14 protein-coding genes are annotated in these 16,288 nt (G+C 67.2%); 4 read left to right on the forward strand and 10 right to left on the reverse strand.

All coding sequences use genetic code 11. From position 1 onward, the window contains the following. Nucleotides 1–12 precede the first annotated feature (12 nt). The 5 genes from NWF24_RS21030 to czcI form a co-directional block, all read right to left on the reverse strand. On the reverse strand, nucleotides 13–930 hold the full coding sequence (locus NWF24_RS21030; RefSeq protein WP_258350218.1) for a cation diffusion facilitator family transporter: 918 nt from the start codon (nucleotides 928–930) through the stop codon (nucleotides 13–15). Beyond that, nucleotides 920–4,123 carry a CusA/CzcA family heavy metal efflux RND transporter gene (locus tag NWF24_RS21035; RefSeq protein ID WP_258350219.1) on the reverse strand — a complete coding sequence of 1,068 codons (3,204 nt, stop codon included), beginning with the start codon at nucleotides 4,121–4,123 and terminating at the stop codon, nucleotides 920–922. The genes NWF24_RS21030 and NWF24_RS21035 overlap by 11 nt, the downstream gene beginning before the upstream one ends. 10 nt (nucleotides 4,124–4,133) lie before the next feature. Beyond that, complete coding sequence (locus NWF24_RS21040) at nucleotides 4,134–5,501, reverse strand: efflux RND transporter periplasmic adaptor subunit (protein ID WP_258350220.1); 1,368 nt, start codon at nucleotides 5,499–5,501, stop codon at nucleotides 4,134–4,136. Nucleotides 5,502–5,523: 22 nt separating this feature from the next. After that, nucleotides 5,524–6,861, reverse strand: coding sequence for a TolC family protein (locus NWF24_RS21045; protein WP_258350221.1), 1,338 nt, complete (start codon nucleotides 6,859–6,861; stop codon nucleotides 5,524–5,526). A gap of 98 nt (nucleotides 6,862–6,959) precedes the next feature. Further along, nucleotides 6,960–7,334 (reverse strand): cation efflux protein, CzcI family, encoded by a 375-nt coding sequence (gene czcI, locus NWF24_RS21050; RefSeq protein WP_258350222.1) that lies wholly within the window; start codon nucleotides 7,332–7,334, stop codon nucleotides 6,960–6,962. Nucleotides 7,335–7,495: 161 nt separating this feature from the next. Here czcI and NWF24_RS21055 point away from each other — a divergent pair, with 161 nt between their 5' ends. Both NWF24_RS21055 and NWF24_RS21060 read left to right on the forward strand, forming a co-directional pair. After that, nucleotides 7,496–8,173 (forward strand): heavy metal response regulator transcription factor, encoded by a 678-nt coding sequence (locus NWF24_RS21055; RefSeq protein WP_258350223.1) that lies wholly within the window; start codon nucleotides 7,496–7,498, stop codon nucleotides 8,171–8,173. Beyond that, complete coding sequence (locus NWF24_RS21060) at nucleotides 8,170–9,504, forward strand: heavy metal sensor histidine kinase (RefSeq protein ID WP_258350224.1); 1,335 nt, start codon at nucleotides 8,170–8,172, stop codon at nucleotides 9,502–9,504. The genes NWF24_RS21055 and NWF24_RS21060 overlap by 4 nt, the downstream gene beginning before the upstream one ends. On the opposite strand, the gene NWF24_RS21065 is transcribed toward NWF24_RS21060, so the two are convergent. Further along, entirely contained in the window at nucleotides 9,501–10,754 is a 1,254-nt protein-coding gene (locus NWF24_RS21065) for a cation:proton antiporter (RefSeq protein WP_093057897.1), read from the reverse strand. The two genes, NWF24_RS21060 and NWF24_RS21065, sit on opposite strands and share 4 nt — an antisense overlap. Nucleotides 10,755–10,790: 36 nt before the next feature. Further along, entirely contained in the window at nucleotides 10,791–11,108 is a 318-nt protein-coding gene (locus NWF24_RS21070; protein WP_093177691.1) for a winged helix-turn-helix transcriptional regulator, read from the reverse strand. A gap of 126 nt (nucleotides 11,109–11,234) precedes the next feature. Between NWF24_RS21070 and NWF24_RS21075 the strand changes: the two genes are divergently transcribed. After that, complete coding sequence (locus NWF24_RS21075; protein ID WP_258350225.1) at nucleotides 11,235–11,807, forward strand: carboxymuconolactone decarboxylase family protein; 573 nt, start codon at nucleotides 11,235–11,237, stop codon at nucleotides 11,805–11,807. A gap of 16 nt (nucleotides 11,808–11,823) precedes the next feature. Here the strand turns inward: NWF24_RS21075 and NWF24_RS21080 are convergent, their stop codons facing one another. Beyond that, nucleotides 11,824–14,118, reverse strand: a complete 2,295-nt coding sequence (locus NWF24_RS21080) for a heavy metal translocating P-type ATPase (protein WP_258350226.1) — start codon at nucleotides 14,116–14,118, stop codon at nucleotides 11,824–11,826. A 70-nt stretch (nucleotides 14,119–14,188) separates the two neighbouring features. Between NWF24_RS21080 and cadR the strand changes: the two genes are divergently transcribed. After that, nucleotides 14,189–14,659 (forward strand): Cd(II)/Pb(II)-responsive transcriptional regulator, encoded by a 471-nt coding sequence (gene cadR, locus NWF24_RS21085; protein WP_093177695.1) that lies wholly within the window; start codon nucleotides 14,189–14,191, stop codon nucleotides 14,657–14,659. A gap of 22 nt (nucleotides 14,660–14,681) precedes the next feature. On the opposite strand, the gene cysE is transcribed toward cadR, so the two are convergent. Both cysE and NWF24_RS21095 read right to left on the reverse strand, forming a co-directional pair. After that, nucleotides 14,682–15,452 (reverse strand): serine O-acetyltransferase, encoded by a 771-nt coding sequence (gene cysE, locus NWF24_RS21090; protein ID WP_093177697.1) that lies wholly within the window; start codon nucleotides 15,450–15,452, stop codon nucleotides 14,682–14,684. 84 nt (nucleotides 15,453–15,536) lie between these two features. Continuing rightward, nucleotides 15,537–16,268, reverse strand: coding sequence for an RNA methyltransferase (locus tag NWF24_RS21095; RefSeq protein WP_093057903.1), 732 nt, complete (start codon nucleotides 16,266–16,268; stop codon nucleotides 15,537–15,539). Nucleotides 16,269–16,288 lie beyond the last annotated feature (20 nt).

Consider the following 16,288-nt stretch of genomic DNA (forward strand, 5'->3'; position numbering starts at 1 on the left):
CGTTCCAGTCAGCTAGGTAGCCGTTACCGCAGGCCCGAAACCATGGCTTTCGGCCGCCTGCTCGCACGGCACGCGCTCGACCTGCACGGTCGAATGGTGGATGTCGAAGCGCTCCGCCAGCAGGGCGCGCAACCGCAGCATCAGCGGTGCCATGTCGCCCACATCCGGCCTGCACACCACGTGCACGCTCAGGCTCACCTTGCCGCTCGAGAGTGCCCATACATGCAGATCGTGCAGGCTGGCGACGCCTTCACCGGCCAGCAGCGCGCGTTCGACCTCGGGCAGGTCCACCTCGTCAGGCACGCCTTCGAGCAGCACGTTGAGGCTCTCGCGCAGCAGCCGCCAGGTGCGCGGCAACACCCACAAGCCGATGGCGACTGCGATCACAGAATCGACCCAGGCCCAGCCGGTAAAGCGGATCACGAGGGCCCCCACGATCACGCCGACCGAGCCCAGCATGTCTGCCCACACCTCCAGGTACGCGCCCTTCACGTTGAGGCTCTTGTCCTTGCCTGCCGCGAGCAGCCGCATGCCGATCAGGTTGACGACCAGCCCGCCCACCGCCACCAGCAGCATCATGGTCGACTGGATCTCGGCCGGCGCCGAGATGCGCCGCCAGGCCTCGTACAGCACGTAGATCGCCACGAAGAACAGCAGCACCGCATTGAGCACAGCAGCCAGGATCTCGAAGCGGTAGTAGCCGAAGGTGCGCCGCCTGTCGGCGGGCCGCTTGCCGATCCAGATGGCGGCCAGCGAAATTGCCAGCGCCACGGTGTCGGTGAACATGTGGGCCGCATCGGACAGCAGCGCGAGGCTGCCCGACACAAGCCCGCCGACCACTTCAGCCACGAGGTAGAGCGAGGTCAGCAGCAGCGCCCAGCGCAGCGCCTTTTCGCTGCCACCTACAGCGTGTGAATGCTCATGTGCCATTGGAACCTTGCAATGCGGGGTCGAGCCGTGCGCCGTGGACCTGCTCCTTCACTTCTTCCTCTTCTTCATCGCGCCGGTGCGCAATGCGGTAGAGCAGCGGAAGCACCAGCAGCGTCAGCGCGGTCGACGAAAGAATACCGCCGATCACCACCGTGGCCAGCGGCCGCTGCACTTCGGCGCCGGTGCCGGTGGCAATGGCCATCGGCACGAAGCCCAGCGAGGCGACCAGCGCCGTCATCAGCACCGGCCGCAGCCGCGTGAGCGCGCCTTCGCGAATGGCCGCGTCCAGCGGCAGGCCGCTTTCGCGCAGGTTGCGGATGAACGAGATCATCACCAGCCCGTTGAGCACCGCCACGCCCGACAGCGCGATGAAGCCCACCGCCGCCGAGATCGACAGCGGAATGCCGCGCATCCACAGCGCCACGATACCGCCCGTGAGCGCGAACGGAATGCCGGTGAACACCAGCAGGCCGTCCTTGAGGTTGCCGAACATCGCGAACAGCAGCGTGAACACCAGCAGCAGCGACACCGGCACCACGATCTGCAGCCGCTGCGTGGCCGAGGCGAGGTTCTCGTACTGGCCGCCCCACACGGTCCAGTAGCCGGTGGGGATCTTCACATTGCGCATCGCTTCCTCCGCCTCGGCCACGAAGGAACCGAGGTCGCGCCCGCGCACGTTGGCGCTCACCACGATGCGGCGCTTGCCGTCCTCGCGGCTCACCTGGTTGGGGCCGGGCGCAATGTCGAGCGTGGCCACCTCGCCCAGCGGGATGAAGCTGGTGCGCTGGCCTTCGGCGCCCGCGCCCTTGGGCAGCGCCACGGGCAGGCGCTTGATGGCTTCGAGGTCGGTGCGCAGGTTCTCGGGCAGGCGCACGATGATGTCGAAGCGACGGTCGCCGTCGAACAGCGTGCCCGCCTCGCGCCCGCCTACCGCGGTGGAGATCGCGTCCTGCACGTCGCCCACGTTGAGGCCGTAGCGCGCGGTCTTGTTGCGGTCGATGTTCACGGTGAGCATCGGCAGGCCGGTGGTCTGCTCGACCTTCACCTCGGCCGCGCCGGCGATCTTGCCCAGCACGCCCGACACCTCGGCCGCCGTCTTGTTCAGCACGTCCATGTCGTCGCCGAAGATCTTCACGGCCACGTCGCTGCGCACGCCCGAGATCAGCTCGTTGAAGCGCAGCTGGATGGGCTGCGAGAACTCGTAGTTGTTGCCCGGCAGCTTCTCCACCTCTTCCTGCACCGCTGCGAGCAGCTCCTCCCGTGTACGACGAGGCTTAGGCCACTCGCTCTCCGGCTTGAGCATGATGTAGCCGTCGGAGATGTTCGGCGGCATCGGGTCCGAAGCAATCTCGGCCGTACCTGTGCGCGCGAACACGCGCTCGATCTCCGGAAACTTCGCCTTCAGCGTGCGTTCGAGCTGCTTCTGCATCTCGACCGACTGCGTGAGGCTGGTGCCCGGAATGCGCAGCGCCTGAATGGCGAAGTCGCCTTCGCTCAGGCTCGGCACGAACTCGGTGCCCAGGCGCGTGGCCAGCAGGCCCGACAGCACCACCGCCACAGCGGCCAGGGTAATGACCAGCGGCTTGGCCGCCATGACGCGCGCCAGCAGCGGCTCGTAGCCGCGCTTGGCCCACACCATCAGGCGGTTTTCCTTCTCGCTGACCTTGCTGCCGATGAACAGCGCCACGGCCGCGGGAATGAAGGTGATCGACAAGATCATCGCGCCCAGCAGCGCAATCACCACGGTGAAGGCCATCGGGTGGAACAGCTTGCCCTCGACGCCCGTGAGCGCAAAGATCGGCAGGTACACGATCATGATGATCAGCTGGCCGAACAGCAGCGGCCGGCGCGCCTCCTGCGAGGCCGCGAACACTTCATGAAAGCGCTCGCTGCGCGTCAGCGGCCGGCCCTTGTGGGCCTGCGCATGGGCCAGCCTTCGCACGCAGTTCTCCACGATCACCACCGCGCCGTCGATGATGATGCCGAAGTCCAGCGCGCCCAGGCTCATGAGGTTGGCGCTGACCTTCTGGTTCACCATGCCGGTGAAGGTGAAGAGCATCGACAGCGGAATCACCAGCGCGGTGATCAGCGCCGCGCGGATGTTGCCGAGGAACAGGAACAGGATCGCGATGACCAGCACCGCGCCCTCGAACAGGTTCTTCTTCACCGTGGCGATGGCCTTGTCGACCAGCACCGTGCGGTCGTACACCGTCACGGCCTTCACGCCGGCGGGCAGCGTGCGGTTGATCTCCTGCATCTTCTTGTCGACGGCCTGCGACACGGTGCGGCTGTTCTCGCCGATCAGCATGAACACGGTGCCCAGCACCACCTCGCGGCCGTTGTCGGTGGCGGCGCCCGTGCGCAGCTCCTTGCCGATGCCGACCTCGGCCACGTCCTGCACGCGCAGCGGAATGCCATTGGCGTTGCCCAGGATGACGTTGCCGATGTCTTCCGCCGACTTCACCTGCCCCGGCGCGCGAATGAGGTACTGCTCGCCGCGCTTCTCGATGTAGCCCGCGCCCACGTTGGCGTTGTTGCGTTCCAGCGCGGTGACGATGTCGCTCATCGTGAGGCCGTGGGCCAGCAGCTTGGCCGGGTCGGGAGCGATGTGGAACTCCTTGGCGTAGCCGCCGATGGAGTTGATCTCGGTCACGCCCGCTACGTTGCGCAGCTGCGGTTTGATGATCCAGTCCTGGATCTCGCGCAGGTCGGTGGGCGAGTAGGGCTTGCCATCGGCCTTCTTCGCGCCCTCTTCCGCCTCGACGGTCCAGAGGTAAATTTCGCCGAGGCCCGTGGAGATGGGCCCGATCACCGGTGAGATGCCGCCGGGCATGCTTTCCCGCGCCGACTGGATGCGCTCGTTGACAAGCTGCCGCGCGAAGTAGATGTCGGTGCCGTCCTTGAAGATCACCGTCACCTGCGAAAGACCGTAGCGCGACAGCGAGCGGGTCTGCTGCAGGCCCGGCAGGCCGGCCATGACGGTCTCGATCGGGTAGGTCACGCGCTGCTCGGTCTCCAGCGGGGAGTAGCCGGGCGCGGCGGTGTTGATCTGCACCTGCACGTTGGTGATGTCGGGCACGGCGTCGATGGGCAGCTTCTGGTAGCTGAAGATGCCGAGTGCCGCCATGCCGAGCACGGCAAGCAGGATCAGCCAGCGCTGCTCGATGGAGAAGCGGATGATGCGTTCGAACATGCGGGCTTCCTCAGTGGGTGTGCGTGGCGGAGCTCTTGCCCTGCTGCGACTTCACGACGAAGCTGCCGCTGGCTGCATAGGCCGCGCCGGGCTTCAGGCCGCTCACGATCTCGATGCGCTTGCCGTCGCTGCGCCCGGTCTGCACATGCTGCGGCAGGAAGCCGCCGGGCACGCGCAGGAACACGGTGGGCTTGTCTTCCACCGTCTGCACCGCTTCGGCCGAGACGGTCACGGGGGCATCCGTCTCGGAGGCCACGAGCTCGACGTTCACGAACAGGCCCGGGCGCCAGATGCGCTGCGGGTTGGTCAGTGTGACGCGCGCGGTGGCGGTGCGCGTCTGCGCGCCGATCAGCGAGCCCACGTACGACACCTTGCCGGTCGCGGTCTGGTCGAAGGCGCTGGAGCGGATGCTCACCGGCTCGCCGATGCGCACCAGGTTCAGGTTGTTGGCGGCCACGCTGCTCTCTGCCCACACGGTCGACAGATCAGAGATGGTGAAGACGTTGACGGCCTCGCCCACCGATTCGCCGAGCGAGATGTGCTTTTCGACCACCATGCCATCGAAGGGCGCGCGCAGCTCGTAGCGGCCCAGCGCCGACGAACCAGGCGTGGCGCCGAGCGCCAGCAGCTTCTGGTTGGCATTGGCCACGGCGATCTGCGCTTCCTGCATGGCCTGCTGAGCCTGCAGGTAGTCTTGCTGGGGCGAGATCTTTTCTTCCCACAGCTTCTTCTCGCGCTCGTAGGTGGAGCGGGCCAGCTCCAGCCGGCGCTGCGCCGATTGCAGCGCGCTGCGTTGCTCCGACAACGAGGGGCTTGAAAGTACCGCCAGCACCTGGCCGCGCTTGACCTCCTGGCCCAGGTCGGCCGACACGCTGTCGACCACGCCCGCCACGCGCGGCACCACATGCGCCGTGCGGTCTTCGTTGAACTTGATCTCGCCGGGCAGTTGCAGCGACGACTTGATACGCGCGGGGCCGGCGCTCTCGATGGTCAGGTCGGCGGCCTTGATCTGCTCGTCAGTGAAGGCGATCTTTTCTTCGTCTTCCTTGTGTTCCGACGTTGCGGCTTTTTCCTTGCCCTCTTCCTTGTCCTTTTCCTTGCCTTCCTCGTGGTGCTCGTTGTCGGCATGGCCCTTGGCCTCACCGTGGCTGTGGTCGTGGTCCTTGCCCTCTTCCTTGGCTTCCTTGCCGCCTTCTTCGTGATGCTCGCCGTCGCCATGCCCGGCGGCCTCCGAATGGCCGGCCGCCTCGGGCTTGGCCGGCGAGGTGCGCAGGATCAGCGCGCCGGCGCCAAGGCCCAGCGCCAGGACGACCGCGATGGCGATCCACTGCTTCTTGCCGACGCCCTCGGCGAAAGGTTTACGTTCTTCGGTGTTCATGATCTGTGGAGTTCCTTGCTTGTCAGCGCACGACGGGTGGCGTCGCGGCAGAGATGTCGTTGCCTTCGTAGCCGAGGAGCCGGTCGAGGTCGCCGGCGGCGCGGTGCGCGTCGGCCAGTGCCAGCAGGTACTGCGCGCGCACCTGGAACAGCGTGCGCTGTGCATCGAGTGCTTCCAGGAAGCTGAACTTGCCCAGCTCGAAGCCCTTGGTGGCCGCCTTGTAGGCGGTCTCGGCGCCAGGCAGCGCGTCGCGCTGCAGCGTCTCGGCGGTGGCGCGGGCTGAGCGCAGGCGCTCCGAAGCCTGCGCGACGTCGGTGCCCAGTTGCAGCTCGGCGGCAGCGAGGTCGTCACGCGCCTTTTCTTCGCGGCTCAGGGCCTCGGCCACGTTGCCGCGGTTGGTGTCGAAGATCGGCAGCGGAATCGACAGGCCCACGACCACCTGGTTGCGCCGGCTGCTGCCGGTCTCGCCCTCGGATGCAGGCACGCGCTTGGCGCCGAGCGACACGGTCACGTCCGGGATGCGCTTGGCCTGCTCGAGGTCAGACAGCGCCTTGCGCCGCTCGACTTCAAGTCGCGCCTGCTGCACCACGGGCGCCGTGCCCATGCGGCTGGCCACGTCCTGCGCCATCGCCGGCAGCTGGTCGACCGCGCCATCCACCTGCGTGAAGCGCGGGTTCGGGTTGCCCCACAGCGCGGCCAGTTGCTGGCGCGCCGAGCGCAGCGTGCCCTCGGCCTGCAACAGCTCAACGCGGATGCCGGCCTCAGCCACGCGCGCCCTGGTTTCTTCCAGCGGCGAGACCTTGCCGGCGGCCACTCGATTGGCCGCCGCGCGGGTGGCCACCTGCGCGAGGCCAACGGAATCCTGCGCAAGCCGCAGGCGCTCCTGCGCGGTGAGCACGTCGAAGAAGGCGGTGACGGTCGCCGCGCGCACCTCGGCGCGGCGGCCGGCCAGCGCTGACGCGGCCTGGTCGCGCGCGCGCTCCGCCGCCGTCACTCTGGCCGCGCGCTTGCCGCCCAGTTCGAGGGGCTGGCTCAGCTGCAGCGTGGTGGTGCGGTTGTCACGGCGCAGGTCTTCCACCTGCGCGTCGAGCGTGGGGTTGGGCCAGGCGCCGGCCTGGACGATGGCGGCCTCGGTGGCCTCCTGCTCGCGTGATGCGGCAGACAGGCCGGGGTTGGCCTGCAACGCCATCGCAATGGCGTTGCGCAGGGTCAGCGGGCCTGTGGGCTCCAGCGTGCGGGCAGCCGCGCTGGCCTGCTGTGAATACGGGGTGCCGGCAGCGGCCGACACTGCGGCCTGTTGTGAAAAAGCCGGGGGCGCCGCCATGGCCAACAAGGCCAGCGGCACGAAGAGCGTGCGCATCGAATTCTCCTGGGTTGCGAAACAACGGACGGACGAATTCGGCGAGAAGAGCTCAGCTGATGGTGGGTATCAGAAAGGGGTTGGGTTCTCTCGCCGAATCAGAGGGCGAGAGACCAGTCGGGACGGACCGGAACGTCGGAGATGTGCGAGGCAAAGCGCTCGGCAGGCATTGCGCGCAGGGCCTGGGCCACGCGCGCCGCAGCCAGCATCGGCTCCACCGAAGCATCCGCATGCTGGGCATAGCCGGCATGACAGACTGCGCATTCGCCGACCACTGCATTGGGCTGGGTGCTGGAGTTTTTCTGCGCGCCCTCGCCGCTGTGGCTGCGGTCGGTGCCGCGGGTTTCGCTTTCGTGGTGGCCCCAGTGCTCGGGCTGCGTATCGCGCTCATGCTGGCAATACGCCGATGCCGACGCCCAGCTGAACTGGAACGGCAACAGGACGAGCAGGAAGATGAGGAGCCAGCGGCGCATGGAGGCAAAAAGTATATCGACGGCCAGCGGCGGGCATTCCGGCAATGGCCCTGCGAACTGCAGGCCCGGCGCAATGTATGACACGCGAGTGGGGTTTTGTCCGTCAATAGGATTACCGAAACGTAACCCGCGTATTGAAAGTGCTTCGATACCATGCGGCAATGAGAATACTTGTCATCGAAGACGAGCCCAAACTAGGCGACTACCTAAAAAAGGGGCTGGAGGAGAACGGTTACGTCGTGGACATCGCCCGCGACGGCATCGAGGGGAGATACCTCGCCACAGAGGGGGAATACGCGTTGGTCCTGCTCGACGTGATGCTCCCCGGCATCGATGGCTTTGCCGTGCTGCAGGCCATCCGGCGCACCAAGAACGTGCCCGTGCTGGTGCTCACGGCGCGCGACAAGGTCGAAGACCGCGTGCAGGGGCTGCAGCAGGGCGCGGACGACTACCTCGTCAAGCCCTTCTCCTTCTCCGAGCTGCTGGCCCGTGTGCAGGCGCTGCTGCGTCGCGGCAAACCACAGGAATCGACCATGCTGCGGCTGGCTGACCTGGAGGTCGACCTCCTCAGCCGCAAGTGCGTGCGCAACCGCACGCGCCTCGACCTCACGGCCAAGGAGTTCACGCTGCTGCTGGTGCTGCTGCGCCGGCGCGGCCAGATCCTGTCGCGCACCACGCTTGCCGAGCAGGTGTGGGACATGAACTTCGACAGCGACACCAACGTGGTCGAAGTGGCCATCCGGCGCCTGCGCAGCAAGCTCGACGATCCGTTCGAGGTGAAGCTGCTGCATACGGTGCGCGGCATGGGCTACGTTCTCGAAGACCGCTCCTGGTCTTGACCGCCCGGCCGCACTCACTCCAGAGCCGCTTGTCGCTCTGGTTCGCCGCGCAGACCCTGTTCGGGCTCAGCGTGATCTGCTTCGCCATCTACCTCGTCACGGCCTGGAGCTTCGGGCAGAAACAGGAAGAGGAGCTCAACCAGAAGGCAGTGCTCGTGGAGCACCTGCTGAAAGAGGCCGAGAAAGGCGGCGACCTCGTCTTCCTGCGGCACAAGCTCGACGACTTCTTCTCGATGCAGGACGACGTGAGCCTGTCGATCTCGCATGCGGGCAAGCAGCTTTTCCAGTCCAGTCCCACGGCCGGCGGCCGCTGGATGCGGCGCGACCTCGTGGTGCCCTGGCAGCAGAGTGGCCTGACGACGCAGCTGCAGGTGCAGCTCGGCGTGAACACGGCACAGGAAGCCCGCCTGCTCGAACGGCTCGCATGGACGCTGCTGGGCGCCGTCGTGCTGGGCACGGCGCTGGTCTCGCTCACGGGCATGTGGCTGGTGCGGCGTGGCCTGCGCCCGCTCAAGGCGCTGGCCCAGCGCACCGCTGCAATGGCGCCCGACAAGGCCAACCGCCCCATCGACGCGATGGACTTCGCCGAAGAACTGCGCCCATGGATCACGCAGTTCAACGCGTTGCTGCTGCGGGTGCAGCGCGCCTACGTGCAGCTCGAATCATTCAACGCCGACGTGGCGCACGAGCTGCGCACACCGCTGGCCAACCTGATCGGCTCCACCGAACTCGCACTCACGCGCCCGCGCAGCAACGAGGAGCTGCAGACCGTGCTCGCCTCCAACCTCGAAGAGATCGGCCGGCTCTCGGGCATCGTCACCGACATGCTGTTTCTCTCGCAGGCCGAGCGCGGCGCGCCGATGCGCACGCGGGCGGTGACGAGCCTGGCGGTGCAGGCCGGCGACGTGATCGACTTCTACGACGCCATGCTGGAAGAAGCCGGCCTGCGTGCGGAAGTGAAGGGCGACGCCATGGCCGACGTGGACGCCGCGCTTGTCCGGCGCGCGCTCTTCAACCTGCTGGGCAATGCGATCCGCTTCGCGGTGCCGGCTTCGACGATTCGCATCGAGATCGGGGTAGAGAGCGACGATGAATTCGCAGTCGCAGTCGTCAACCGTGGCGAGCCGATCGACCCTGCCGCCCTGCCCCGCCTGTTCGAGCGCTTCTACCGCGTGGCGCAGGCGCGGGACGGCTCGACCCGGCACCACGGCCTGGGCCTGTCCATCGTGGAAGCCATCGCGCGCATGCACGGCGGGCGCGTGTTCGCGGCCAGCCAGGGCGGCGAGACGCGCATCGGGTTCACGGTGCGGCGCAGCAGCGACCGGGACTAGGGCTTGGCGTGCGCGGCATCCGCCGCGACTGCCGCCTTGCGGCCGATGAACAGGTTGATCAGCGGCCCCGTCATCGCCGTGGTCACGAGCGCCATCACCAGCAGCATCGTGAAAAGCTCCGGGCCGATCAGGCCCGCGTCGAGGCCGATCTTCATCACGATGAGTTCCATCAACCCGCGCGCATTCATCAGCGAGCCGGTGGCCAGGCTGTCACGCCAGCCGTAGCCCGCCATGCGCGCGCCGGCTGCGCCGCCGGCGATCTTGCCGACGGTGGCAACGCCCACGATCAGCAGCATCGCGCCGAGGCTCGCGCCCGAGAAGGCGTTGGACGTGGTGCCCAGCCCCGCCAGCGCGAAAAACAGCGGCATCAGCACGACGATGGAGATCGGCTCGATGCGTTCGGTGAGCGACTTCAGCAGCCGGTCGTCGCGCGGCAGGCAGGCGCCGAACAGGAAGGCGCCGAACACCGCGTGCAGGTGCAGCCACTCGGTGACCAATGCCGTCGCCAGCAGGCCGAGCATCAGCGCCGCCATCACGGTGGTCGATGGTTCGCCCTCGGGCGCCTTGGCGCGCAGCAGCCGTGCGAAGGCCGGCTTGAGCCCGAAGAACAGCGCCAGCAGCACAACCGCCATACCCAGCGTGGTCTTGAGCAGGCCCTGGTAGCCCTCGCCTGCACCGACCATCGCGACCACGAAGGCCAGCAGGATCCAGGCGAACACATCGACCACGGCCGCAGCGCCCAGCGACAGCTGGCCGAAGGGCGTGCGCGTCATGCCGCGGTCTTTGAGGATGCGCGCCATCACGGGAAAGGCCGTGATCGACAGCGCCGCCGCGATGAACAGCGCAAACGGCCAGAAGCCGACGCCAGCCGGCGCAAGCGTGGGATGCAGCGCCGGCGCAATCGCGATGCCCAGCGCCATCGGCACGACCACGCTCAGCACGCCCACATAGCCCGCCGAGCGAAGCTGCTCGCGCACGCCCTGCGAGGCTCGCAGCTCCAGGCCGACCACGAACATGAAGAGCACCAGCCCCAGCGTCGACAGCGATGAGAGCCCCTGCAGCGATTCCTTGGAGAACAGCTGCGCGTGCAGCGAGGGGAACAGCGCCCCCATCACGACCGGCCCGAGCATCAGCCCCGCCGCCATCTCTCCGACCACGCCGGGCTGCCCCACATGGCGAAGCACCCACCCGCATAAACGCGCGGTGGCCAGGATGACGATGAGCTGCAGCAGGAGCGAAGTGACGGACATCGAAGAACTGGAATCGGTGAAGAAATTCGGCCGATGTTAGTTCGAAGCCGCATCGTCGAGCCAGCGATTGGCCCACTGGTTCAGCGGCGTGAGGCGCTTGACGAGTTCGCCGCCCGACTCGGTGAGCACATAGCCCGCGTCGGCAAGCTCGACCACGCCGACGGCGCGCAGCTCCTTGAGCCGGTCGTTCAGCACTGAGGGCGACATATCGTCCGTGCTGACGCGCAACGCCCTGAAACTCTGCGGCAGCCCGTCGCGCAGCTCCCACAGGATGCGCAGCGTGCCCTTGCGGCCGAGCTGCTCCAGCAGCCGCATGATGGGTCGGCGCGATGCCGTGGGTTGTGCGTCTTCCATGCGAAGCCCTTCAGATGATCGATGCGCAAGTGTACGTCCTTGCGCTACGCATTTCGTAGCGATAGACTGCATCTTACCGCTACGCTTTCCGTAGCGATTCCATCCACTTCATCGAAGGAACCACCCATGGCCGACACCGCCGCCAACCGCGCGCCGAGGATCCCCCCGCTCGAAGCCCCCTACCCCGAACCCATCGGCGATCTGCTCACGCGCATGACGCCGCCACAGGCGCCCGAAGTTCTCGCGCTGTTCCGCGTGATGGCCGTGAACCCCGCGCTGGCCGAACGCACGCTCGACCTGGGCCGCTACCTGCTGGGCCGCAAGGCAGCCATCAGCCTGCGCGAACGCGAGATCGTGATCCTGCGGGTCTGCGCCCGCTGCGGCGCGGAGTACGAATGGGGTGTGCACTGGACAGGCTTTGCAGACGCGGCCGGCTTCAGCGAGACCGATCGGCGCGTGATGGCCTCGCCAGACGGTGATCTCTCATTGCTCGCGCCGCGCGACCGGCTGCTGGTGTCGATGGTCGACCAGCTGCACGACACCAGCGACGTGGACGATGCGCTCTGGGAAGCCTTGAACGCACACTGGAGCCACGCGCAGCTGGTCGAGCTGATGATGCTCGCGGGGTGGTATCACTCGGTGAGCTATGTGTGCAATGCAGCGCGCGTGCCGCTGGAGAAGTGGGCAGCGCGCTGGTAAGGCAGACAGCAACGACCTATTTCGGCACGCGCATCAACCGCAGCCCGTTCGCCACCACCAGCAGGCTCGCGCCCATGTCCGCGAACACCGCCATCCACATCGTCGCGCTGCCGAACACGGCGAGCACGAAGAACACGCCCTTGATGCCCAGCGCCAGCGTGATGTTCTGCCACAGCACCGAGTGCGCGCGGCGCGACAGGCGGATGGTCTCAGGAATGCGGCGCAGGTCGTCGTTCATGATGACCACGTCGGCCGCTTCCATCGCAGTGTCGGTGCCGGCTCCGCCCATCGCGAAGCCGATGTCGGCCTGCGCGAGCGCGGGGGCGTCGTTGATGCCGTCGCCGGTCATCGCGGCGGCGCCGTAGCGCTGCTGCATCGCCTTGATGGCATAGAGCTTTTCCTCGGGCAGCAGGTTGCCGCGCACGTCGTCGATGCCGGCGTGGGCGCCGATGGTCTTTGCAGTGGCGGTGTTGTCGCCGGTGAGCATCACGGGCACGACGCCAAGCGCGCGCAACTCCGCCACCGCTGCCTGCGACGATTCCTTGATGGTGTCGGCCACGGCGAACAGCGCAAGCACGGCCTTGTCCGATGCGAGCAGCGTGACAGTGCGGCCCGCTTCTTCATGGCGCTTCAGCTCGGCTTCGAGCGACGGCGTGCACAGGCCCCGTTCCTCGATCAGGCGGTGGTTGCCGAGCACGTAGGCCTGCCCCGCGTGCGTGGCCTGCACGCCGCGGCCGGGCAGCGCGGTGAAGTCGCCGACCTCGTCCTGATTGCCCTTCAAGCCTTCGGCGATGGCCTTCGACACGGGGTGGTCCGAGCGGCCCGCGATGCTGGCGGCAATGGCGAACACCGTTGCCTCGTTGCCCAATGCTTCGATCAGCACGGACTCCACAAGCTTCGGCTTGCCTTCAGTGATGGTGCCCGTCTTGTCGAGCGCCACAGCCTTGAGCTTGCGCGCTTCTTCGAGATACGTGCCGCCCTTGATGAGAATGCCGCGCCGCGCGGCCGATGCGAGCGCGCTCACCACCGTGACGGGCGTGGAGATGACCAGCGCGCACGGGCATGCGATGACCAGCAGCACCAGCGCCTTGTAGATGGCCTGCAGCCACGTCCAGTCCATGAACAGCGGCGTGAGCGTCGCGACGGCCAGCGCCAGCACGAAGACGGTGGGCGTGTAGATGGCGGCGAACTTGTCGACGAAGCGCTGCGTCGGCGCGCGCGAGCCCTGTGCCTCTTCGACTGCATGGATGATGCGTGCGAGCGTGGTGTTGGCCGCCACGGCCGTCACGCGAAACTCCAACGCAGCAGTCTGGTTGATGGTGCCCGCGAACACCGGGTCGCCGATGGTCTTGTCGACCGGAATGCTCTCGCCCGTGACCGGTGCCTGGTCGATGGCGCTGATGCCGGCGGTGACAACGCCGTCGAGCGGCACGCGTTCGCCGGGGCGGATGCGCGCGATGGTGTCGAGTGCCACGGTGTCGGCCATCACAGCCTTCCAACTTCCGTCGGCCTGCTTCACTTCGGCCTGCTCGGGCGCGAGCGCCAGCAGGCTCTGGATGGCGTTGCGGGCGCGGTCCACAGCGCGGGCTTCGATGAGCTCGGCAATCGCATAGAGCGCCATTACCATCGCGGCTTCGGGCCACTGGCCGATGATGAAAGCGCCCGTCACGGCCACGGCCATCAGGGCATTGATGTTGAGGCGCCCGCGCACCAATGCGCCGAAGCCCTTCTTGTAGGTGTCGAGTCCGGCAAGGCCGATGGCGCCCAGCGCGAGCACCATCTCGGCGGCCATGAAGCCCTTGCCCTCGAGCCCCATGAAGGAGATCGACTCGGCCGCGACGGCCAGCACCAGCGCGGCGACGAGGCGCGCGAGGCCCATGCTCATGCCCGCGATGCGCACTGGCGCGACGGGTTTCGCGCCTGTCGCTTCGACTACAGGCTCGGGCTTGAAGCCGGCCTTGCGGATTGCATCGAGCGCCAGGGGCAAGGCAGCGGCATCCACCGTGATCGCCATCGTGCGTTCGCCGAGGCGAAAGCGCAGGCCCTGGACACCGGCTACCGGCTCCAGCGCGCGGCGGATTTCGGACTCTTCGACGGCGCAATCCATCGTGGGAATGCGAAAGAGCAAGGCGCCCTTCGGAATTTCGGCCGTATCGACGGCGGGCGACGAGCCGCAGACCGGGTTGCCGCAGCAGGAGGTTTCGGCCGGGGCATGCGCATGCGCGTGTCCGTGCGCATGGCTGTGACCATGGTCGTGATCGTGCGGGTGAAGGGCCGGAGTGACCGGGTTCAGAGTGTTCTGATTCGTCATGGAATCGATTGGAAACCCTGAAGCAGGTGTAGAGTCAACCGCTCATTTCCACTCGTACATTTGCCGCATCATGAAAATCGGTGAACTGGCCAAGGTCGCGAACACGCCGGTCGAAACCATCCGGTACTACGAGCGCGAGCAACTGCTGCCCGAGCCCGCGCGCACCGACGGCAACTACCGCATCTACGACGAAGACCACGCCCAGCGCCTGGGTTTCATCCGCCGTTGCCGCTCGCTGGACATGACGCTCGACGAAATCCGCAGCCTGCTGAAATTCCGCGATGCACCGCAGGAAGACTGCGGCGAGGTCAACCAGCTGCTGGACGACCACATCGGCCACGTGGCCGCGCGCATCACCGAGCTCAAGACATTGGAAAAGCAGCTGAAGGCGCTGCGCCAGCAGTGCTGCGGCCCCGAATCGGCGAGCGCCTGCGGCATCCTGCAGGAACTGGACACCGCCGCGCTCGCACCCGAGACCTTCAGTCAGCACGCAGGCCACGTGCATGGGGCGCTGCATGCGCCCGCCAAGCGCGCCGGCTAGTCAGGCCGGCTGACCAGGCTTGCTATTTGCCGATGAGCTGTGTGAGCTTGTCTGCCTCGAAGCTCTCGTCGCGTGCCGCATCGCCGGGCACGCAGTCCTTGGTGCCGGGCTGCGCCGACAGCTTCTCGATGGCCTGCCACAGCAGCGCGATCTGGTGCTCCTGCCCCGATGCGCTGTCGACCAGCCCGCGCAGCGCCTGGCTCAGCGGGTCGTCGTCCTGCGTGATGCCGTAGGCGGAGAACTTCTGCGGCTCGGCCACGTCGGCGCTCTCGTCGGTCTTCGACGGGATGATGCGTGCGGGAATGCCCACCGCCGTCGCCCCAGCCGGCACCGGCTTGATGACCACCGCATTGCTGCCGATCTTGGCGCCGTCGCCAACGACGAACCCGCCAAGCACCTTGGCCCCCGCGCTCACCACCACATTGCGCCCCAGCGTCGGATGCCGCTTGGTGCCCTTGTAGAGCGAGGTGCCGCCCAGCGTCACGCCCTGGTAGATGGTGCAGCCGTCGCCAATCTCTGCCGTCTCGCCGACCACCACGCCCATGGCATGGTCGAAGAACACCCGCTCGCCGATCTTGGCCGCCGGGTGAATCTCGATGCCGGTCATCCAGCGCGCCCAGTGCGCAATGAAGCGGGCCGGCCACTTGAAGCCATGCGTCCAACAGGCATGCGCCCAGCGATGCAGCACCACGGCATGGAAGCCGGGGTAGACCGTGATCACTTCCCAGGCGCTGCGGGCGGCCGGGTCGCGTTCGAGGATGCACCGGATGTCGGCGCGCAGTCGAGAGAACATCGCTGCCTTTTGTCGTTATATCGATATGGGGCGGGCAGTCTATAACCCGCCGTCATCGCTTACAGGCGATAAGGTTTTAAAAGGCTACGAGCCTCGCGGCGGGCGGGTGGCGTCGCTCATGGCCTTGGCAATGCCGCGCAGAATGTGGATCTCTTCCGGCGTGGGCTGGGCGCGGTTGAAGAGCTGCTGCAGCCTCGGCATGAGCTTCTTCGGCGCCTCGGGGTCGAGAAAGCCGATCTCCACCAGGGAGCGTTCCCAATGGTCGAGCATGCCGGCCACGGCCTGCGCATCGGCCGCCTGCACCGGGTTGATGGCCTCGCGCACCTCGTAGCCGCCGAGCGCCAGCCGCCATTCGTAGGCGACCACCTGAATGGCCGCACCCAGGTTCAGCGAGCCGAACTTCGGGTCGGTCGGGATGCTCAGCGCCACGTTGCAGCGGTAGACGTCTTCGTTCCGCATGCCGAAACGCTCGGAGCCGAACAGGAAAGCCACATGCTGGTCGCCCTGCTTCGCCAGCGGCTCCAGGTGCTCCCGGGGCGTGCGCGTGGGCGGGCCGAAGTCGCGCGGAATCATGGCCGTGGCGCACAGGTGGGTCACGCCGTCCAGGGCTTCGTCCAGCGTTTCGACGATGCGGGCGTTGGTCAGCACGTCGAGCGCGCCGCTCGCGCGCTGGATGGTTTCCTCGCGCCGCAGCACGTTGGCCCAGCGGGGAGCCACCAGCACGAGGTCGTCGAAACCCATGGTTTTCATGGCGCGGGCGGCGGCGCCCACATTGCCGGCGTGGCTGGTCTGGATCAGGATGAAACGGGTGCGCATGGCGGGTTTGGAGACACTAA

Origin of the sequence: Variovorax paradoxus (genome assembly GCF_024734665.1) — a bacterium.
Lineage (GTDB): Bacteria > Pseudomonadota > Gammaproteobacteria > Burkholderiales > Burkholderiaceae_C > Variovorax.